Consider the following 22,871-nt stretch of genomic DNA (forward strand, 5'->3'; position numbering starts at 1 on the left):
GGATAAATCCCCTCGCCACAATTTTTGTCATGCAGTGGCCAAGCGACGCTCCAGCAAGTCTTCCAGTTCATTGAGCAATTGATCACCACGCAGCAACTCGTAGTGCCCACCGGCCAACAGACGATCCATTCCGTGATGCCCCACCTGGGCTTCGAACACCCGGCGTTCGTCGTCGCGCCCGGCCACCCACCAGCGGTGGGCCGAAACCTGTACCTTCGGCAATTGCCGCTGCGACAGAGCAAGCTGTTTGAGCGATGAACCGGTGGCAAAGATCTGCGTCAGTTCACTGGCGCCCAATGCCGCGTGGCCATTGGAACCGTGCATGGCCGCTTCGATCACCGCGGCGGCGCCTTCGCGCTCGTTCAGGCCTGCGGCTTTCACGGCAATCAATGCCTGTGCTTCTTCAGACGGTTGACCGAGGACAAACTTCAGGAAGTCCGCCAAATCTTCGCGCCAATCCCCCGCCTCCGCCGTACCGGCCACATAACTGTCGACCAGCCCGGCAAACGCCACCGTCTGCCCCTGGCTTTCCAGTTCATGGGCGACCAGTTGCGTCAACGCGCCACCCAGCGACCAGCCGAGCAAGTAGTACGGGCCTTCAGCTTGCTGTGTGCGAATTCGCTGCGCGTAGGTCTGGGCCATGGCCAGCAGCGACTGATCCTGCCATTGCGGGTCGAGCAGCATGCGGCATTGCAGGCCGTACACCGTGCGCCGGCCTTCCAGGCGACGGGCCAGCGGCTCGTAGTCGAACACCGTGCCGAAACCGGCGTGCAGGCAGAACAGCGCCGGCACGTGGGTGACCCGGCCATTCAACGCCAGCAGCGGGTCCGGCGCTTGCGCCGGTTCTGCGACCTGATAGCCGCTGAGTTCGGCGATGCAGGGTTTCTGCATCAGATCCCGTAGCTTCAATTCGAAGCCCAGTTGTGGCTGGCTGCGCACCCGCGAGATCACTTTGAGCACCTGCAATGAGTCGCCGCCGAGTTCAAAGAAGTTGTCGTCGATGCCCACTTGCGGCACACCCAACACCTCTTGCCAGATCGTGGCCAGCGCGCTTTCCAGCGCATTGCGCGGCGCGCGGTAACCGCCAAGCGCCCATTCCGGCACAGGCAGTGCGCGACGGTCGAGCTTGCCGTTGGCCGACAGCGGGAAGCGCTCTAGCACCAGGATCCGCGCCGGCACCATGTAGTCTGGCATCTGCGCCTGCAGATCGGCCTTCAAGCGCCGATCCAGCCCGGCGGCAGCGGCGGCCACCACATAACCGACCAACTGTTTGCCAGTCGGCGTGTCGTGCACCACCACGGCGGCATCCTGCACCCCTGCGCAGTCACGCAGACGGGCTTCGATCTCGCCCAGCTCGATACGGAAGCCGCGGATCTTCACTTGCTGGTCGAGCCGGCCGAGGTAGTCGATCAACCCGCACTCGCGCTGGCGCACCAGGTCGCCGGTGCGGTACATGCGGCCACCGGCCGCGAACGGATCGGGAATGAAACGCTCGGCGCTCATGCCCGGCCGCTGGTGATAACCGCGCGCCAGGCATTCGCCGCCCAGGTACAACTCGCCGCTGACACCTACCGGCAACGGATTGAGGTCGGCATCGAGGATGTACAGGCCACGGCCCGCGACACCACGGCCAATCGGCGCATAGGCCGCCCCGCAGGTTTCGCTGGCTTCGGCACGCCACAGCAACGGCGTGACCACGGTTTCGGTCGGGCCGTAGCCGTTGACCAGGCGTTGCGCACCCAAGGCGCGCTTGACCTGCTCGAAGCTTGCGTCCGGCACCGCATCACCGCCAAAGCAGTACACCTCGACCGCCGGCGGATTGCCCAGGTGCTCGGCCACTTCGGCCATCTGTTGCAGGTACGCCGGCGGGAAGCAGGCGACGGTGACGCTGTGGCGATGCAGCACCTCCAGGGTGTGTTCCGGGGTCCACAGGCTGTCTTCGCGAATCACCAGGCTGCCGCCGGCCAACAGCACACTCAGCCAGCGTTCCTGGGCACCGTCGAAGGCGAACGACATGAAGTGCAGTTCGCGGCTGCGGGGCGCCAGTTCGTAGAGGTCGATGATGCCGCGGCAATGCCGGGCAATCGGCCCACGTTCCACCGCCACGCCTTTGGGCTGGCCGGTGGAACCGGAGGTGTAGATCAGGTACGCCAGGTGCCCCGGCAGTGGATGGGAAACCGGGCATTCGGTGCTGCCGGCAACGCTCAGCTGATCAAGCAACAAGCGTGGCGGGCTGTCAGCCAGTGTCAGGCGATCACCCAGGTCGCTGTCGCACAGCAACAGGCTGGCGGCCGAATCACTGAGCATGTAGGCCAGGCGCTCGGCCGGGTATGCCAGGTCCAGCGGCAGATACGCCGCACCGGCCTTGAGCACGGCAAGGAACGCGACGATCGTGCGTTCCGAGCGCGGCAAGGCCACCGCCACCAGGCTTTCCGGGCCAATGCCACGACGGATAAGCAGCTGCGCCAGCGCATTGGCCTGGTTTTCCAGATCGGCGTAGCTGATTTCGCGATCCTCGCAGAACAAGGCGATTTTCTGCGGTTGGGTGCGCACATGCTGATTGAAGCTGTGCAGCAGATCGGCGTTATCGCTGCACGCTTGCGGCAGGCTCAAGCGTGCTTCGGGCAGGCCGATGTTACCGAGCAGGCAGTCAGCGTCCTCTGGCAGCGCACGCAGCAAACCTTCCATCTGTGCGCGAATCCGTTCCACCTCCTGTTCACTGAAGCGATCACGCAGGTACAGGTACTCGACTTCCAGGCCTTGGTCATTGGCGCTGACCATCAAGTCCATCGGGAAGTTGGTGACGCCGCCACTGCCGACTTCGGCAAAGCGCAACTCACCTTCCTCGCCACCGCGCAAGGCACGGTCCACCGGATGGTTTTCGAACACGATGATGCTGTCGAACAGGCCCTGGCCACCCTGCCCGGCCCAGCGCTGGACGTCGGACAATGGCGTGTGTTCGTAGTCGCGCACGGCCAGGTTGTAATCCTGCAAGTCGCGCAGCCACTCGCCCAGCGGCTGTTGCGGATCGAGGGTCTGGATCACCGGCAAGGTGTTGATGAACAGGCCGAGCATGTCCTGGGCACCGGCCAGCCCCGTCGGCCGCCCCGCCACCGTGGCACCGAACGCCACGCTGCGTTGGCCGCTGTGACGTTGCAGCAGCAACAGCCAGGCGCCTTGTACCAGGGTGTTGAGGGTGACGCGCTGACGCTTGGCGAAGCTGTGCAACTTGCGCGTCGCCTCGGCGTCGAGGTCGCTGTACATCACGCCGTGGCCGGAGCCTGTGGCACCCGACGCCGTGGCCAGGATGGTAGGAGCCTCAAGCGACGCCAGGCGCTCACGCCAGAAGCCTTCGGCCTGCGCCTCGTCCTGACGTTGCAGCCAGGCGATGTAGTCGGCGTAACGCCCGGTCAGCGCCGGCAGGCTGTCGTGGTGGTACAGGCGCAGCATCTCGCCCAGCAGGCGCGAAGCACTCCAGCCGTCCAGCAGCAGGTGATGGTAGATCCAGATCATCTGGTAACGGTCGTCACCCAGGCGCACCAGAAAGAAACGCATCAGCGGCGGGCAGCTCAGGTCGAAACCCTTGGCCTGTTCGGCGGCCGCCAGTTCGCTCAGCGCCTGCTCGGTGTTGCTGCGGTCGCGCCAGTCGAATTCTTCGATCGGCAATTCGACCTCGGCGAACACCGCCTGCAGCGGATCGGCCAGGCCGTCGCGCCAACGGAACGCCGCGCGCAGCACTTCATGACGCTCAATCAGCGCTTGCCAGGCGGCGCGGAATCGAGGCACCTGCAAACCATCCACGGCCACGCTCAACTGGTTGACGTAAGGGTTGAGCTGCGGCGATTCGAGGCAGTGGAAAAGCATGCCCTGCTGCATCGGCGACAGCGGATAGAGGTCTTGCAGACCGTCGCGGGAGGCCACATCAATGTGGGGCACCAGCGCAAACGCCTCGACTGTCGGTGTTTCGATCAAAGCCGTTTCACGACGGCTCGCCACCGCAGCTAGTGCCCGAATGGTCTGCTGCTCGAACAACTGCTTTGGACTGAACACAAGCCCACGCTGCCCGGCACGACTCACCGCTTGCAGCGAGATAATCGAGTCACCGCCCAGTTCGAAGAAGTTCTCGGTGACGCCCACCGATTCCAGACCGAGCAAGTCCTGCCAGATTTCCACCAACAACGCTTCGGCAGGCGACGCGGCGGCCACCTGATCCTGAGTCTGTCGAGTCGCTTCAGGCGCTGGCAAACCCTGGCGATCCAGCTTGCCATTCGGCGTCAGCGGCAACGCGGCCAGGCACATCAAATGCGCCGGCAGCATGTGCGCCGGCAAGCGGCTGCGCAGGTGCGCCGTCAATGCGTCACGCAGCTCCTGCTCGTCAGCGAGCGGATCGCGCGGCACCACGTAGCCCACCAGTTGACGGCTCACCGGACCGTCGCGATCGATCACGAAGGCTTCACGCACGCCTTCATGTTCGAGCAGACAGGCTTCGATTTCGCCGAGTTCGATACGGAAGCCGCGAATCTTCACTTGCTGGTCGATACGGCCGAGGTACTCGACGACGCCATCGGCACGGAACCGGGCGAGGTCGCCACTGCGATACAGACGCGCCCCCGGCACGAACGGGTCTGGCACGAAACGTTCAGCGGTGAGGTCCGGACGTTGGTGATAACCACGGGCAACGCCCTCGCCACCCAGGTACAACTCACCCGCCACGCCGACCGGCAACGGCTGCAAGCCGCCGTCGAGGATGTAGGCGCTGCGGTTGCCCACCGGCCGGCCGATCGGCATGAACGCCGAGTCGAATTCGGTGTCCGGATAGGCCAGCCAGATCAGCGGCGTGATCACCGTCTCGGTAGGGCCATAGCCGTTGATTAAGCGCTTGGGTTGCAGGACTTGCTGCACCTCGTCGAACGCATGCCTGGCCATCCCTTCACCGCACGGGGTGTAGGAACGGATCGGCAGATCACGCCCGGCTTCGCCCATGAAATCGGCGATCTGCCCCAGGTAGCTCGGGGTGAAACAGGCGATGGTGATGCCGTGCTTTTCAATCTCGGCGCAGGTGCGTTCCACGCTCCACAACTCGTCGTCGCGGGGCATCACTGCCGAACCGAACACCAGCGGCGTCAGCCAGCGCTCGTGGGCGCCGTCGAAGCTGATCGAGGCGAATTGCAGTTCGCGGTCGTCCGGGGTCATGCCGTACAACTCGCCGATCTTCACGCAGTGCATGGCCAACGGGCCGTGGGCCACGCTGACGCCTTTGGGCCGGCCGGTGGAGCCCGAGGTGTAGATCAGGTAGGCGAGGTTTTCGCCGCAGGTCAGGTTGACCGGGTTGGTTTCGGCCATGCCCTCGAGCGGTTCGCGGTCGATTTCCAGAACCGGTAAACCTTCAGGCAATGGCAGTTTTTCCCGCAGCCAGGATTGGCTGACCAGCAGGGAAATCCCGCTGTCTTCCATCAGGTAGCGCAGGCGCTCCGCCGGGTAGGCCGGGTCCAGCGGCACGTAGGCGCCGCCGGCCTTGAGGATCGCCAGCAGGCCGATGATCATCTCTGGCGAACGCTGCATGGCCAGGCCGACCCGCACTTCCGGGCCGATGCCCAATGCGCGCAGGCGATGGGCCAACTGGTTGGCGCGGCGGTTGAGTTGGTCGAAGCTCAATTCCAGGTCGTTGAAGATCAGCGCCGTGGCGTCAGGTCGGATAACGGTTTGGGCCTCGATCAGTTGATGCACGCACAGCGGGTTTTCTTCTGCGCTGAACGGCGGGTTCCACTCCAGCAATTGCTGGGTGCGCTCCGGGGCGGTCAGCAGGTCCAGTTCGCTCAAGGCCGCCTGTGGCGCGGCCACCATCGCCGTCAGCAGCGCGGCCAGGTGCTCGCTCATGCGTGCAATCGCCTCGCGGCTGAAGTGGCTGCACTGGTAGCTCCAGTTCAGGCTGAGCTGACTTTCGGCGGTGGCCGCCAGGGTCAGCGGGAAGTTGGTGCGCTCGTGGTTCTGAGGGATCGAGAAGCTCAGCCCGGCCGGCGCACCCTGTTGCAGCGCCTCGGCCACCGGGAAGTTTTCGAACACCAGCAGGCTGTCGAACAGCGGCTCGCCGGCACGCCCGGCCCAGCGCTGAATGTCGCCCAGTGCGGTGAATTCGTGCTCGCGCAGTTCCAGGTTTTGCGCCTGCAAGCGCGTCAGCCAGTGCTCGACGCTTTCCACCACGTCCGGACTGCTGATCACCGGCAGGGTGTTGATAAACAGTCCGAGCTGGCTTTCGACCCCCGGCAAATCCACCGGGCGACCAGCCACGGTGGCACCGAACGCCACACTGCGTTGACCACTGTAGCGTTGCAGCAACAGTGCCCACGCACCTTGTACCAGGGTGTTGAGCGTCACTTTCTGCTGACGGGCAAAGTCGCTGAAACGCTTGCTGGTCGCGACATCGAAGGTCTGGCGATGGTCGGCGAATGCAGTGTCCGACGGGTTGTTGAGGCTCAGGCTCTCAGCCAGCAGCGTCGGGTTGTCGAGACTCGCCAATTGCCCGCGCCAGAACAACTCGTCGGCCTTGGCATCCTGGCGTTGCAGCCAGCCAATGTAGTCGGAGAAACGCCCGGTTGGCGCCTGCACGTCCTGCCCGGCATAACGCTGCAGCACTTCGCTGAGCAGCAGCGAATTGCTCCAGCCATCGAGCAGCAAGTGATGATGGGTGTAGACCAGTTGCTGGCGCTCGTCGTCCAGGCGCACCAGGGTCAGGCGCATCAGCGGAGCCTTGGTCGAATCCAGTTGCAGCCGCTCGCTGTCGATCAGTTGAGCCAGCGCTTTGGCCTGATCCTCGCGGCCACGCCAGTCAAGGCAGGTCATCGGCAGTTGCAGATGTCGATGCACCAGTTGCACCGGCGCTTCGAAACCTTCAGGGAAATGAAAACTGCTGCGCAGGATCGCATGGCTGTCGAGCACCGCTTGCCACGCCCGGCCCAGCCGTTCGGCATCGAGGCCACGGGCTTCGACGCTGAGCTGGTTCACGTAGGCGCCGGATTCGGATTCATACAGGCTGTGGAACAACAGACCCGCCTGCATCGGCGACAGCGGATACACATCCTCGATCTGCGCCGGCAGCACTGGCAGCGCGTCGAGTTGTTCCTGGCTCAGGCGCGCCAGCGGGAAATCCGCCGGGGTCACACCGCCGGCGCCGTCGCTCAGGCAGTGCTCGATCAGTGCCAGCAATTCATTGCGGAAATCGGCGGCGAGGGTTTCGATTTCACGAAGGTCGAAGCATTCGCGGCTGAAGGTCCAGTCGAGTTTCAGTTCACCGCCATAGACCTGTCCGTCCACCGACAACCAGTTGGGCAACGGTGCATCGGCCGATTGCGCAGCACCGCTGGACTCCCCGGCAGGCGTGAACAACGCGTCCTCGGCAAAGCTCGGGTCGAACTGGCCGAGGTAGTTGAAGGTCACTCGAGCCTGTGGCAATGCGGCCAGGGCCGCTTGAGCCGGAGCATCGCCCATGTAGCGCAACAGGCCGTAGCCCAGGCCTTTGCCGGGGATTTCCCGCAGTTGCTGCTTGATCGCCTTGATCGAGCCGCCGAGGTCGGCAGTCGGCGTCAGGCGCACCGGGAACAGGCTGGAGAACCAGCCGACGGTGCGGGTCAGGTCGATGTCGTCGAACAGCTCTTCGCGGCCGTGGCCTTCGAGCTGGATCAGCGCCGATTCGCTGCCGGTCCAGCGGCTGAGGGTACGGGCCAATGCGGTCAGCAGCAGGTCGTTGACTTGAGTGCGATAGATCGCCGGGGCCTGTTGCAGCAGCTGGCGGGTCTGCTCGCGGTCCAGACCGATGCTGACGCCTTGGCGCAGATGCCCGGCCTGATTCGCTTGTATATTGGCCGCCGGCAACGAATCACTGGCACCGTCCAAATGGCACTGCCACCAGCTCAATTCATTCATGGCAGTTTCGGACTTTGCATAGGCATCGAGCTTGTCCGCCCAAGCCTGGAAGGCACTGGTCTTGGGCGGCAGTTCCTGGCCTTGATAAGCGGCCTGCAAATCCTCCAGCAACACGCGCCACGAAACACCGTCCACCGCCAGATGGTGGATGACCAACAGCAACCGCTGCGAACCATCGGCCTGGGCAATCAGCGCCACGCGCAGCAGCGGCCCGTCTTGCAGGCTGAGGCTGCGCTGAGCTTCGTCGCACACCGATTCGAGCGACGCATCGCTGGCGACGCGGGCGGTCCAGAGCATGTCGATGACATCGGCACTGTCGGCGCCGACGTATCGCGCCGACCATTGACCGTCGACCTGGCTGAAACGCAAGCGCAGGGCATCGTGTTGCTTGAGCACACGTTGCAAGGCGCCTTGCAAGCGCGGCAGTTCGAGGGTTTCGCGCGGCGTCAGCAACACCGCCTGGTTCCAGTGGGCGCGCTGCGGGATCGGTTCTTCGAAGAACCAGCGCTGGATTGGCGTAAGTGTTTGCACGCCGTCCACCGGCCCTTGTTGCGCCAGCGGGGCGGCTTGTTCCTTCACCACCGCGGCCAGCGCTTGCAGGGTCTGCTGCTGGAACAGGTCGCGCGGTTGCAGGCTCAGGCCGGAGCGGCGGGCGCGACTGACCACCTGGATCGAAATGATCGAGTCACCGCCCAGTTCAAAGAAGTTGTCCTGACGCCCGACCTGCTCCAGGCCCAGCACGTCCTGCCAGATCTGCGCCAACACGCGCTCGTGTTCGCTGCGTGGCGCTTCGAACGCGCGCTGGCTGACTTGCGCGGTCGGTGCCGGCAGGCGCTTGCGGTCGAGTTTGCCGTTGGGGCTCAGGGGCATCTGTTCGATCAGCACGGTCTGCGCCGGCACCATGTAGTCCGGCAGGCTGCCGAGCAGATGGCTTTTCAGGGTTTCGCGCCAGGCGCCTTGCTGCTGAGTATCGGCGCTGACCAAGCCGCGATCCTTCGGCACGATGAACGCCACCAGTTGCTTGCCACTCGGGCCGTCGAGGGCCAGCACCACGGCTTCCTGCACCTCGACATGTTCTTGCAGGCGCGCTTCGATTTCCCCCAGTTCGATACGCAAGCCGCGAATCTTCACCTGGTGGTCGATCCGACCGCAGTAATCAATGGCGCCATCGGCGCGGTAGCGCGCCAGGTCACCGGTGCGGTACAGACGCTCGCCGCTACCGAATGGGTCGACGACGAAACGCTCGGCGGTCAGTGCGCCACGACGGTGATAACCGCGCGCCAGACCGACGCCACCGAGATACAACTCACCCACCGCGCCCAGCGGCAAGGGTTGCAGTTCGCTGTCGAGGATAAAGGTGCGCAGGTTGGCGATCGGTCGGCCGATCGGCACGCTGTCGCGGCCCTCTTCCACACAGGTCCAGTGGGTCACATCGATGGCCGCTTCGGTCGGGCCATACAGGTTGTACAGATTGGCTTGCGGCAGGCTGCGCAGGGTCTGGCGTTGCAGCTCCATCGGCAATGCTTCACCACTGCAGATGAGGCGGGTCAGCGAGGTGCAGGCCAGCGCTTCGTCGGCAGCGATGAAGGCCGACAGCATCGATGGCACGAAGTGCAGCGTGGTGATTGCCTGCTCGACGATCAGTGCGGCGAGGCGTTGCGGATCGCGATGCTCGCCCGGCGCTGCGATGACCAGTGTGGCGCCTTTCATCAACGGCCAGAAAAACTCCCACACCGACACGTCGAAACTGAACGGCGTTTTTTGTAGCACGCGGTCCGTGGGCAGCAAGTTGTAGGCGGCCTGCATCCACTCAAGGCGGTTATGCAACGCAATATGACGGTTGCCCGCGCCTTTCGGTTTTCCGGTGGAACCGGAGGTGTAGATCATGTAGGCGAGGTTTTCGGCGACAGCCAGGTTGGGTAGATCATCGCCCGGCAAGTCGTTCAGCCACTCGGCGTCCGCTTGCAGGCACAGGGTGCGCACGCTGTCCGGCGTCGGCAGTTGCGCAAGCAGGTGCTCCTGGGTCAACAGCAGGGAAATGCCGCTGTCTTCGATCATGTAGCTCACGCGATCAAGCGGATATTCCGGGTCCAGCGGCACGTAGGCGCCACCGGCCTTGAGGATCGCCAGCAGGCCGACGACCATTTCCAATGAGCGGTCGCAAGCAATGCCCACGATCACTTCCGGACCTACACCTTGGGCGCGCAAGTGGTGGGCCAGGCGGTTGGCCCGCAGGTTCAGCTCGGCGTAGCTCAGGGATTGGCCCTGGAACACCAGGGCCGTCGCTTGAGGATTTTGAACCACGCGTTCTTCGATATGCCGCTGAATGCAGACTTCGCCTGGATAGGCTTGAGCGGTGTCGTTGAGGTCGTCGAGGATGCGCAGGCGCTCGTCGGCCTCCAGCAACGGCAACTCTGCCAGCGGGGTTTGCGGGTTCGCCAGCACCCCGGCCAGCAGGTTGCGCCAATGCCGGGCCAGGTGCTCGATGCGCTCGGCGTCGAACAGGTCGGTGGCGTAGGTCAGGCTGGCGAACAGCTTGTCGCCCTCCTCCTGGGTGTCGAGTTGCAGATCGAATTGCGTGGTGTGCGCCGTGGCGTTCAGCGCCTCGACACGAAGGCCGGCCAGCAAGCCGCTGACGGCTGCGGGTTTGGCTTGCTGGTGGTTGAACATCACCTGGAACAACGGACTGTGACTCCGGCTGCGTTCGCCTTGCAGCGCCTGCACCAGGCGCTCGAACGGCAAGTCCTGATAATCCTGGGCATCCAGCGCAAAGGCGCGGGTCTGGTCGAGCAACTGAGTGAACGGCAGTCGCCCGTCGAGTTCGGCGCGCATCGCCTGGGTGTTGACGAAGAAGCCGATCAAGCCACGGGTTTCGGCGCGATTACGGTTGCCGATTGGCACGCCGATGCGCAGGTCGGCCTGACCGCTGTAGCGATAGAGCAAGGCCTGGAAACTGGCCAGCAACAGCATGAACGGCGTGACGCCGTGCTGTTTGGCCAGGGACATCAGGCCGGATGCGAGCGTGGCATCCAGGGCGAAATCCAGACGCGCACCGCGCTGGCTCGGTTGCGCCGGTCGCGGGCGATCCGTCGGCAACTCCAGCAGCGGCTGTTCGCTGCCGAGCTTTTCACGCCACCAATCGAGTTGACGTTCAAGCTCCCCCGCTTCCATCCACCGACGTTGCCACGCGGCGTAGTCCGAATACTGGATCGGCAGCGTTTGCAGCTCCGCGCGCAACCCCTGGCAATGGGCGGCATACAGTCGGGAAAACTCTTCCACCAACACGCCCATCGACCAGCCATCGGTGACGATGTGGTGCAGGGTCAGCACCAGCACATGATCCTCGACGTCCAGCTGCAACAGGCTGACGCGCAACAGCGGCCCATGCTGCAGATCGAACGGTCGGGCGATTTCCTGCTCGACTTTTTTCATCGCCAGTTCGAGGCGCTGCGCTTCTGGCGAGCCGCACAGGTCGTGCTGCTCGATGGGTAGCGTGGTGAACGACGCCAAGGCCTGCATCACCTGGCCGTCGTCCTCGACAAAACGGCTGCGCAGGCTCTGATGCCGCTCCAGCAATACATCGAAACTCTGTTGCAGCGCCGCGACATTCAGCGGCCCCAGCAGACGCAGGGCCGCGGGAATGTTGTAGGCCGAACTCTGCGGGTCGAGCTGCCAGAGGAACCATTGGCGCTGCTGCGCATAGGACAGCTCAAACGTCGCTTGCGGCCCGGCGGCGGGCGGGATCGGCAGTTGGCCAAAGCTCACGCCCTGCTCCTGCATTTTTGTCAGAAACTCGCGGCGCTTGTCGGCAGGCAGGCCAGCGAAGCGGGAGGCGATACGCGAGGCAGTGCTGTGTTCCATCAGTTGATCTCCATCTCGTCTAGAAGCGACTCAAGCGCATCCAGACGTGCATCGTTGTCAGTCGGGGCTTGGTGCCCGGCCGTGGCGGCATAAGCCTGAAGGTCGTTGCTTTCGAACAGCGCGCGCAGCGGCAGCTCGATACCCAGTTCCAGTTCCACACGGGCACTGGCCTGGGCGGCGAGCAGCGAATGCCCGCCCAGTTCAAAGAAGTTGTCGAGCCGGCCGATCTGCGCCACGCCCAGCACGTCGGCCCAGATCGCCGCCAGTTGCTGTTCGAGCTCGCCCTCGGGGGCTTCGAAGGGTCGTTGCCAGGCCTCGGCATCCGGCACCGGCAAGGCCTTGCGATCAAGCTTGCCGTTGCTGGTCAGCGGCAAGACATCGAGCAACAGCCAGTGGCTGGGCACCATGTAGTCCGGCAAGTCGACCTTCAGCGCGGCGCGCAGGTTGTCGCGCCAGGCGATTGGGTCGTGTGGGGTTCGCTCGGCCACCACGTAGGCGCACAACTGTGGCCCGGCGTCGCCCGCGTGCACGCTCAACACCGCCTGGCGCACGCCCGGTTGTGCCAGCAGCGCGGCTTCGATCTCGCCCAGTTCGATGCGGAACCCGCGGATCTTCACTTGCTGGTCGATCCGCCCCAGGTAGTCGATGCTGCCGTCGGCGCGCTGGCGCGCCAGGTCGCCGCTGCGATACAGACGTTGCGAGGCATCGAAGGGGCTCGGCACAAAGCGCTCGGCGGTCAAGCCGAAACGCCCGTGATAACCGCGCGCCAGGCCGGCGCCGGCGATGTACAGCTCACCCGCCACGCCCACCGGCACCGGTTGCAACTGGCTGTCGAGCAAATACCAGCGCAGGTCACGGATCGGCAGGCCGATCGGGCTCTGGGCCTTGCCGTCGAGGTCGGCCAGGCGGATCGCGCGGTAGGTCACGTGCACCGTGGTTTCGGTGATGCCGTACATGTTGACCAGGGTCGGTTGCTGGTCGCCGAAGCGTTCGAACCATGGGCGCAGGCTGGCCACTTCCAGTGTTTCGCCACCGAAAATCACCTGGCGCAACACCAGGTGGCGTGGGCTGGCGCAGGCTATCGGCAACAACTGACGGAAGGCCGTCGGGGTCTGGTTCAACACCGTCACCCCTTCATCGCAGAGCAGGCGGTGGAACTCCTGCGGCTCGCGGCTGATGTAGTACGGCACGATCACCAGGCGCCCGCCGGTGCACAGTGAACCGAACAACTCCCACACCGAAAAATCGAAGGCATAGGAGTGGAACAGGGTCCAGACATCGTCCGCGCCGAAATTGAATTCGGCAGCGGTGGCCGTGAGCAAGCGTCCGACGTTGCCATGGCTGAGCAAGGCGCCTTTGGGTCGGCCGGTGGAACCGGAGGTGTAGATCACGTAGGCAAGATTGTCCGGGGTCGCCAACGGCGGCAGGTTGTCGGCGCTGTAGTGGTCCAGCTGCAACGCCGCCAGGTCCAGGACCTGCACGCCTTCGCGGGCCGGCAAGCCGTCGATCAAGTGAGCCTGGGTCAACAGCAACCCAATGCCGCTGTCATCGATCATGTAGCTCAGGCGCTCGGCCGGGTATTGCGGGTCAAGCGGCACGTAGGCGCCACCGGCCTTGAGAATCGCCAGCAAGCCGACCACCAGCGGCATCGCCCGCTCGGTGGCGATACCCACCCGCACTTCGGGGCCGACACCCTGCTCGCGCAGTTTGCGTGACAGTTGGTTGGCCTGGGCATTGAGCGCGCCGTAGGTCAGTTGCTCGCCTTCATAGGTCAGTGCGATGGCGTCGGGCTGTTGCGCGGCTTGAGCTTCGAACAGCTGATGCAAGTTTGGCGATTGAGGTTGCGCCTCGAACGTCGGATTCCAGTGCTGGATCAACGCGTGCTTTTGCGGCGCTTGCAGCAATGCCAATTCGGCGACGCGCTGCTGTGGGTTTTCGACCACTGCACGCAACAGGTTCAGCCACTGCTCGGCGAAGCGCTGCATCGAGGCCTCGTCGTAAAGATCGGTGGCGTAGCTCAGGCTGGCGGCCAGCGTGTCGCCCTGCTCCTGGGTATCGAGCAGCAGATCGAATTGCGCGGTGTGTTGCTGCCAGTGCAAGCGCTCGACCTGCAGGCCGGCGACCACGCGCTCGACACTCGCGCCCAGTTGTTGCTGGTGGTTGTAGAGCACCTGGAACAATGGGCTGTGATTGAGGCTGCGATCCGGTTGCAGGGCATCCACCAGTTGCTCGAACGGCAAGTCCTGATGAGCCTGCGCGTCCAGCGCGACCTGCTTGACCTGTTGCAGCAAGGCGCTGAACGGTTGCTGCCCGTCGATCTCGGCGCGCAGCACCTGGGTATTGATGAAGAAGCCGATCAGGCCTTCGGTTTCCAGACGCGAACGTCCGGCGCTCGGCACGCCGACGCTGATGCCCGCGTGCCCGCTCTGGCGGTGCAGTAAGGTCTGGAAACTCGCCAGCAACAGCATGAACAGCGTCACTTGCTGTTCCTGCGCGCGCACGCGCAAACCGGCCAGCAATTCACGATCGACGTTCAGCGTCAGACTGGCGCCGCGCTCGCTTCGCTCGCTGCGGCGGGCCGGACGGGTCAGTTCACTCGGCAACTCCAGCAGCGCCTGGCTGCCCGCCAGTTGCTCGCGCCACCAATTCAATTGCCGCGCGCCCTCGCCGGCCTCCAGCCAGTCGCGCTGCCAGCGGGCGTAGTCGCTGTAGTTCACCGGCAGGCTCGACAGGTTTGCCGTATGGCCTTGGACAGCCGCCTGATACAGCGCGCTGAATTCATCGACCATCACCTGCATCGACCAGCCATCGGCCGCGATGTGGTGCACGGTGAGTACCAGCACATGGTCTTCGGCGCTGACTTGCAGCAGCAAACAGCGCCACAGCGGGCCGTTGCGCAGATCGAAAGGCTGGGCGATTTCTGCGGCTACCGCACTGTTGATCGCCGACTCATTGATTGGCCATTCGTTGAACTGCAACGGCAGCTCAACATGCACCACCGGGCTCGCCTGCTGACCATCCTGTTCGAAGGTGGTGCGCAGGGTTTCGTGGCGGACCTGCAACTGGGCGAAGGTTTTGCGCAGGGCTTCGCGGTTCAGCGGGCCTTTGAGGCGCAGCGCCGCCGGGATGTTGTAGGCCGCGCTGTGCGGGTCTAGTTGCCAGAGAATCCACTGGCGTTGCTGGGCGTAGGACAGGAGGCGTGGCTGATCGTCCGATGCGCGTTGCAGCTGCGGCTGGCCACTGAGGTTCGCTTGCGCAGCGCGCTCGGCAAACTCCGCCAGATTCGCCGCGGAGAACAGGCTGCTCACCGACAGCTCAAGTTGCAGTTGCTGTCGTACGCGGGAGATCACTTGCAGCACCAGCAACGAATGGCCGCCCAACTCGAAGAAATTGTCGTCGCGACCGACTTTCTCGACCTGCAGCACTTCTTGCCAGATCTGCGCGAGTTGCGTTTCCAGCCCTTGCGTCGGGGCAACAAAGTCGCGTTGCACATCGCCCGCTTCGACCCGTGGCAAGGCCTTGCGGTCGAGCTTGCCGTTGTTGTTGAGCGGCAACTTGTCCAGCAGGACCATGTGGTTGGGCACCATGTATTCCGGCAACGACCGCTGCAGAACGGCTTTGAGCCCTTGGAGATACTCGACCTGAGCAACCACCGGGCCGCTGGCCACGACGTACGCCACCAATAGTGTGCCGTCCTGGGCGATGACGGCGGCTTCGCGCACCTCGTCCCGGGCTTGCAGACAAGCTTCGATCTCGCCCATCTCGATGCGGAAACCGCGAATCTTCACTTGATGGTCAATGCGACCGACGTATTCCAGATCGCCGCCTGCGTTGTAGCGTGCCAGGTCACCGCTGCGGTACAGCCGCGCACCCGGTTCGCGGGCGAACGGGTCCGGCAGGAAACGTTCGGCGGTCAGCGCCGGACGGTCGAAATAGCTTTGCGCCAGGCAGGCCGGCGCGCCGATGCACAACTCGCCGACGCCATCGGCCGGCAGCAACTGACCGGCCGAATCCAGTACGTACAACGCGCGACCGGCGATGGCGCGACCGATCGGGATGCCGAATGCATCGCTGGCATCCTCCAGGCGGCACTCATGCACACTGGACACCACTGTCGCTTCGGTCGGCCCGTAGGTGTTGAGCAGGCGCACGTGACTCAGACCGGCCTGATGCCACAGGCGCAGACCTTCCACCGACATGGCTTCGCCGCCGACGTGCACTTGGCGCAAATCGCCGAGGTTGCGCACCACACCGCTGGCGCATTCACCGGCCAGCAGGAACCAGTAGGCGGCCGGCAAGTCGGCCACGGTCACGCCCTGATCGACGATTTCGGCGGCCAGTCGGCCAGCGTCCCACAGGTCATCGCCACGCATGATCAACGCCGCGCCGACGCACAGCGCGGGGAAGCATTGCTCGATGAAGCCGTCGAAGCTGAAGGTGGCGAACTGTAAGACGCGATCCGTGGGTGACAGCTTGGAGTAGTCGGCGGCGGTTTGGCAGAACTCGCGCAGGGCAGCGTGGGTGATGGCGACGCCTTTGGGGTGGCCGGTGGAGCCGGAGGTGTAGATGATGTAGGCGAGATCTTCGGCGGCTGGGAGACCGCTATCGCGAGCAAGCTTTGCTCCTACAGGGGGTGAGGTGTCTTCTAGGGTTAGGCACCGTACGTTTGGAACTTCTTCGAGCAGGCCGGATTGGTGCAGCAACACGTCGAGGCGGCTGTCGTCGATCATGTAGGCCAGGCGTTCGGCCGGGTATTTCGGGTCCAGTGGCACGTAGGCCGCGCCGCTTTTTAGTACCGCCAACAGGCTGACGATCAGTTGCGGACCGCGACGCACGGCCAGGCCGACGCGTTTGCCGGGCCCGGCGCCCTTGTCGATCAGGCGCTGGGCCAGATGGTTGGCTTGTGCATTGAGTTGGCCGTAGCTCAGCGTGTGGCCGTCCACCTGCAATGCCAGTGCATCTGGAGTGGCAGCGGCTTGCGCGGCGATTTGTTCGTGGGCCAAAAGCGTTGTGGATAACTCAACCGCAGGCGGCTGGCTGATCGCGAGCACCGCGTTTTTTCCCTCGACATCGAGCAGTTCCAACTCGCCCAACGCCGCATCCGGCGATGCCACCAATTGCATCAGCAGGTGCTGCAAATTGGCTGACAACTGTGTGACCTGAGCCGCGCTGAAACGCGCCGCGTCATAACTGAACTCCAACCCCAGGCCTTCGCCCAGTTCAATGCCCAACGTCAACGGATAGTGGGTGCGCTCGTGGTTGTGCAGGTTGCTGAACGATAACCCGGCCGGTGCGCCCTGCTTCAGCGCTTGGGCGACTGGGAAGTTTTCGAACACCAGCAGGCTGTCGAAGAGCGCTGAGCCCTGCTGCCCCGCCCAGCCCTGAATGTCGTACAGCGGCACATGCTCGAACTCGCGCATGGCCAGGTTCAGGCCTTGCAATTCGTCCAGCCATTGGCTGACGGTCTGGTCCGGCTTCATCGCGCACACCAGCGGCAGGGTGTTGATGAACAGGCCGAGCTGTTCTTCGATCCCCGGCAACGGCGCCGAACGCCCGGCCACAGTGGCGCCGAACGCCACGCAATCCTGGTCGGTGTAGCGTTGCAGCAACAGGCTCCACGCCGCTTGCAGTAGGGTGTTGAGGGTGACTTTCTGCTGACGGGCGAACTCGGCCAGACGCTGGGTGGCGCGACGGTCGATGGCCACGCGATATTCCTCGCTGCCTTCGCCACCGGCGGGAGGGCGCAAGGCTTCGGCCAGCAGCGTTGGCGCTTCAAGCGGTGCCAGGACGGCTTTCCAGAATTGTTCGCCGGCGACCGTTGATTGCTGCTGCAACCAGCCCAGGTAATCGCGGTAGTGCCCGGTGGGCGCTGGCAACGGCTGGCCGGCGGCGTAGTGCTGGATCACTTCGGCCAACAACTGCGCGTTACTCCAGCCGTCCATCAGGATGTGATGGCTGGTGTAGATCAGGTGCCAGGTGTCAGTGCCGGTACGCACCAGCTTCAAACGGAACAGCGGTGCCGTGCCCAGTTCGAAACCTTGAGCGCGTTCGGCATCAGCCAGGGCGTCGGTATCGGTCGCTTCAAGCACTTGCAGTGGCAACGCGATCTGACGGGCAATCGCCTGATGTGCGGTATCGAGGCCTTGCCAGTGGAAGCTGCTGCGCAGGATGTCGTGACGCTCGACCGCAGCCTGCCAGGACCGGGTGAAACGCTCACTGTCCAGGCCGCCGATGTCCAGGCGTAGCTGACTGATATAGGCGCCGACTTGCGGCTCGTACAGGGTATGAAAGAGCATGCCCTGCTGCATCGGCGACAGCGGGTACAGATCTTCGAGGGCCGCGATGCTGAGCGGTAACCCATCGAGTTGCGCCTGATCGATCTGCGCCAACGGGAAGTCCGACGGCGTGGCCTGGGGTGCTGGCAGCGTGCAGCAGTGATCGATCAACGCGTTGAGTTGCAGCGCGTATTCGTCGGCCAGACCCTGGATGGTCGCGATGTCGAACATCTCGCGGCTGAAGCCCCAGCTCAGGGACAACTCGCCACCGTAGACCTGACCTTCGACCGTCAGCCAGTTGCCCAGCGGCGCCGCCGGGTCCTGCGCCACGCCGTTGCCTTCGGTGGATGGGGTGAACAACGCGCCTTGATCGAACTGACGATCGAACTGCCCCAGGTAGTTGAAGGTGATGCGCGGTTGCGCCAGCGCCGCCAGTTCGGCACGAACCTGCGGCGTACCAAGGTAGCGCAGCGCGCCATAGCCCAGGCCTTTGTCAGGAACGTTGCGCAGTTGTTCCTTGATGGACTTGATGCATGCGCCGAGGTCGGCGGCGGGTTTCAGATGGACCGGGAACAGGCTGGTGAACCAGCCGACGCTGCTGGTCAGATCGACGTCATCGAACAGGTCTTCGCGGCCATGGCCTTCGAGCTGGATCAGCGTGCTGCCCTGCCCGCTCCAAAGGCAAACGGCGCGGGCCAGTGCGGTCAGCAGCAGGTCGTTGACCTGAGTGCGGTAGGCCGCCGGAGCCTGTTGCAGCAGCTTGCGGGTTTGCTCGGTATCGAGCTTGAGTTCGAGTTTGTGTTCGAAGCGGTTTTCCAGCGCACCGCTCGGGCGCTCGCACGGCAGGTCGTCCGGTGCGTCTTGCAGTTGGGTCTGCCAGTGGCCGAGGCTGTGTTCAAAAGCTGGCAGATGCTCCTGCAAGCGCGCGACCCAGCGCTGATAGGTGCTGGTTTTCGCCGGCGCAGTGCCGCCGTTGTAGAAGTGCTGAAGATCTTCCAGCAGTACACGCCAGGACACGCCGTCCACCGCCAGGTGGTGAATCACCAGCAGCAACCGTTCGCTGCCATCGGCCATCGCGACCAGCAGCGCGCGCAGCAATGGCCCGTTGTGCAGATCGAGACTGCGCTGGGCCTCATCGCACAAGGCATTGAGCGCTTCGAGCGATGGCGCCTGACGCTGCCAAAGCACCGAGTCGGTGGTCGGCGCGGCATAGGCCTGCTGCCAACCGCTGGCAGTGTGTTGATAACGCAGGCGCAGGCTGTCGTAATGGGTCAGCAAATGTTCCAGGGCGCGGTCCAGCGCTTCGACGTTCAACGCTTGGCGCGGCATCAGCAACAGCGACTGGTTCCAGTGCTGACGGGCGGGAATCGATTGTTCGAAGAACCAGTGTTGCACCGGCGCCAACGCCACCACGCCGCTGGCCGGGCCCTGGTCGATCAGTTGCTGCTCGCCACTGCGCGCCGACTGGGCCAGGCTGCGGATGGTCTGGTGCTGGAACAGGTCCTTGGGGCTGAGCACGATCCCGGCCTGCCGTGCACGGCTGACCACCTGCATCGAGACGATGGAGTCGCCGCCCAGCTCGAAGAAATTGTCTTCCAGGCCAACGTTGTCGATGGCCAGCACGTCCTGCCAGATCGCGGCGAGGGATTTTTCCAGGGTACTGCGTGGCGCGACGTGTTCGCGTTGTTGCTGGCTGCCGTCCACCGCCGGCAACGCCTTGCGGTCGATCTTGCCGTTGGGGGTCAGCGGCAGTTGCTCGAGGAACAGCAGGAACGCCGGAACCATGTAGTCCGGCAGGTGCTGACGCAAGGCCGCCTTCAGGGATTCACGCAGGGTCGCTTGCGCGTCGGGGTCGAGCAGCAACGCCGACTCGTTCGGCACGACGTAGGCTACCAAGTGCTGACCGTTGATACCGTCCTGGGCCAGCACCGCCAGTTCGCGCACGGCAGCCTGCTGCAACAGCCGTGCTTCGATTTCGCCCAGCTCGATACGGAAGCCACGAACCTTGACCTGATGGTCGATACGGCCAACGTACTGCAAGGTGCCGTCGGCCTGATAACGGGTCAGGTCACCCGTGCGGTACAGGCGTTCGCCGGTGCTGGAAAACGGGTTGGGAACGTACTTTTCCGCGGTCAGGCCTGGCCGTGCCAGGTAACCACGGGTGATGCCCGCACCGCTGAGGTACAGCTCGGCGGATACGCCTTGTGGCACCGGTTGCAGGTCCGCATCCAGCAGATAGCTGGCGGTGTGCTTGAGCGGGCGGCCGATATTGGCGCGGCCACCGGCTTCTCGGCGGGTCCAGGTGGAATAGGTGGTGTCTTCCGACGGACCGTACAGATCGAAGACGTGCTCGACGGTCGGCTGCTGGTACAGCGCGTCCACCAGGCTCTGCTTCAACGGCTCACCGGCCAGGTTGATGATGCGCACGCTCGGCGGGACCTGCCCGTCGCGTTGCAGCGCGTTGATCGCCGACGGCACGGTGTTGATCAAGCGCACCTGATCCCGTGCCGGCAGCTGCGGCAACTCCAGGGCGTTGCGGGCAATGATCAGCGAACCGCCGTTGGCCAAGGTGACGAACAGCTCCCACACCGACAGGTCGAAGCACACCGAAGTCGAAGCCAGCACGCCTTGAATGTCGTCGCGGCTGTACACCGTCTGCGACCAGTCGATCAGCGCCAGCACGTTGCGATGGGCAATCGCCACGCCCTTGGGCTTGCCGGTGGAACCGGAGGTGTAGATCACGTAGGCCAGGTTGTCCGGCGTAACGAGGGTGACCGGGGCGCTGTTTGGGTAATCGGCGAGCACCGCCTCGATATCGTCCATCGACAACACTTGCGTACCGGACGCCACGTTCAGCGTTGCGGCGACCGCCTGCTCAGTCAGCAGCACCAGAGCGCGGCTGTCTTCGAGCATGTAGGCGACGCGTTCGGCCGGGTAATCCGGGTCCAGCGGCACGTAGGCACCACCGGTCTTGAGCACCGCCAGCAAGGCCACCAGCAGTTGCTCGGAACGCTGCATGGCCACGCCGACCCGCACTTCCGGGCCGACGCCGAGTTCGATCAGCTTGTGTGCCAGGCGATTGGCTTGCTGGTCGAGTTCACGGTAGGTCAGTTGGCGGCTGGCGAAGGTCACAGCGAGCGCATCCGGGGTCACGGCCACTTGCTGGTCGATCAACTGATGAATGCACACATCTTGCGGGGCGCTGTCATCGGCGCGGTTCCACTCGTGGACGATGCGCTGGTATTCAGCCTGCTCCAGCAGAGGCAAATCGCTGATGCGCTGCTGCGAGTCGCTGACCATGCCGTGCAGCAGGTGGGTCCAGTGCTGCGCCATGCGCGCGATGGTCGCGGCGTCGAACAGGTCGTTGGCGTAGGTCAGCGCGGCGTGCAGCTTGCCGCCTTTTTCGAAGGTGTCGAGCGTGAGATCGAACTGCGTGGTGCGCCCTTGCCACTCGATCATGCCCAGCGCCAGGCCGGACGCCGTGGTTACTGTGGAAATGTCCGCGACCTGCGGCTGGTGGTTGTACATCACCTGGAACAGCGGCGTGTGGCTGAGGCTGCGCGTAAGGTTCAGCGCTTCGACCAGGCGTTCGAATGGCAGGTCCTGGTGGGCCTGGGCGCCGAGTGCGGTTTGCTTGATGCGGCGCAGCAGTTCGTCGACCCGGGTCTGGCCGTCCAGTTGCGTACGCAGCACCTGGGTGTTGACGAAAAAGCCTATCAGCCCTTCGATTTCCCCGCGGTTGCGGTTGGCGATAGGTACGCCGACGCGGATGTCGGTCTGCCCGGTGTAGCGGTGCAGCAGCACGTTGAAGGCGCCGAGCAGCAGCATGAACAAAGTGATGTTGTGTTTCTGCGCGGTGGCCCGCAGTTGCTCGGCCAGTTGTCCGTCGACGGCGAACTCGTAGCGGGTGCCGCGATAGCTCGGCATCACCGGGCGCGGGTGATCGGTGGGCAGCTCCAGCACCGGATGCTCGTCGCCCAGTTGCGCCTGCCAGTACTCGAGCTGACGCGCCTGCTCGCCAGCCTCCAGCCAGCGGCGTTGCCACAAGGCGTAGTCGCTGTACTGGATCGGCAAGGGGGCCAGTTGCGGTTGCGCGCCAGCATCGAAGGCGTCGTAGCAGCGGATGAACTCGTCGATCAGCACGTTCATCGACCAGCCGTCGGACACGATGTGGTGCAAGGTCAGCAGCAGGACGTGTTCCTGTTCGGCGAGCTTGAACAAGGTGACGCGTAGCAACGGGCCGCTGCCCAGATCGAACGGCAGCACCGATTGCTGCTCGGCGGCTTCGGCCACGGCCTGCTCGCGCTCAGTTGCCGGCAAGGTGCTGAAATCCACCTGTTCGATCACCAGCGGCGCCGTGGCCGGCACTTGCAGCAAGCTGTCGTCGGCCTGCGAGGCGAACACCGTGCGCAAGGTTTCGTGGCGCGCCACCAGGCTGGCAAATGCCTGTTGCAGCGCCGGCAGATTCAGACGACCGCTCAGGCGCACCGCACCCGGCAAGTTATAGGCGCCGCTTTGCGGGTCCAACTGCCAGAGAAACCACATGCGTTGCTGGGCGTACGACAGCGCCTGGCGATCATCGGCCTCTACCCCGGCAGGAATCGGAAACCGGGCGAAATCCACGCCCTCCTTGTGCAAGGCCGCAAGGAACATCTGGCGCTTTTCCACGGGCAACCCGATAAACCGGCGAGCAAGTTTCAAGGAGTCTTCAGCATTCATTTCTCAGCATCCGGATCAGTAGGCAGGAAGCACAAAGGCACGTCGTCCCTATAAAACGAATGCAGACCGAAAAAATTAGCGAATGAGAACAACTGT

2 protein-coding genes are annotated in these 22,871 nt (G+C 64.1%); both read right to left on the bottom strand.

The genetic code is table 11. The features are described from left to right. Nucleotides 1–27: 27 nt before the first annotated feature. The gene (locus tag ACA058_RS21815; protein ID WP_497635857.1) at nucleotides 28–11,781 is read right to left on the bottom strand and encodes a non-ribosomal peptide synthase/polyketide synthase; all 11,754 of its coding nucleotides are present in this window, start codon (nucleotides 11,779–11,781) and stop codon (nucleotides 28–30) included. After that, on the bottom strand, nucleotides 11,781–22,775 hold the full coding sequence (locus tag ACA058_RS21820; RefSeq protein ID WP_497635858.1) for an amino acid adenylation domain-containing protein: 10,995 nt from the start codon (nucleotides 22,773–22,775) through the stop codon (nucleotides 11,781–11,783). Before ACA058_RS21820 ends, ACA058_RS21815 begins: the two co-directional genes overlap by 1 nt. Nucleotides 22,776–22,871: the final 96 nt, after the last annotated feature.

Source organism: Pseudomonas sp. LBUM1649 (assembly GCF_059716155.1).

Coding starts and splice junctions, on each gene's coding strand:
- ACA058_RS21815 (WP_497635857.1), bottom strand. CDS start 11,781: ATGGAACACAGCACTGCCTCGCGTATCGCCTCCCGCTTCGCTGGCCTG.
- ACA058_RS21820 (WP_497635858.1), bottom strand. CDS start 22,775: ATGAATGCTGAAGACTCCTTGAAACTTGCTCGCCGGTTTATCGGGTTG.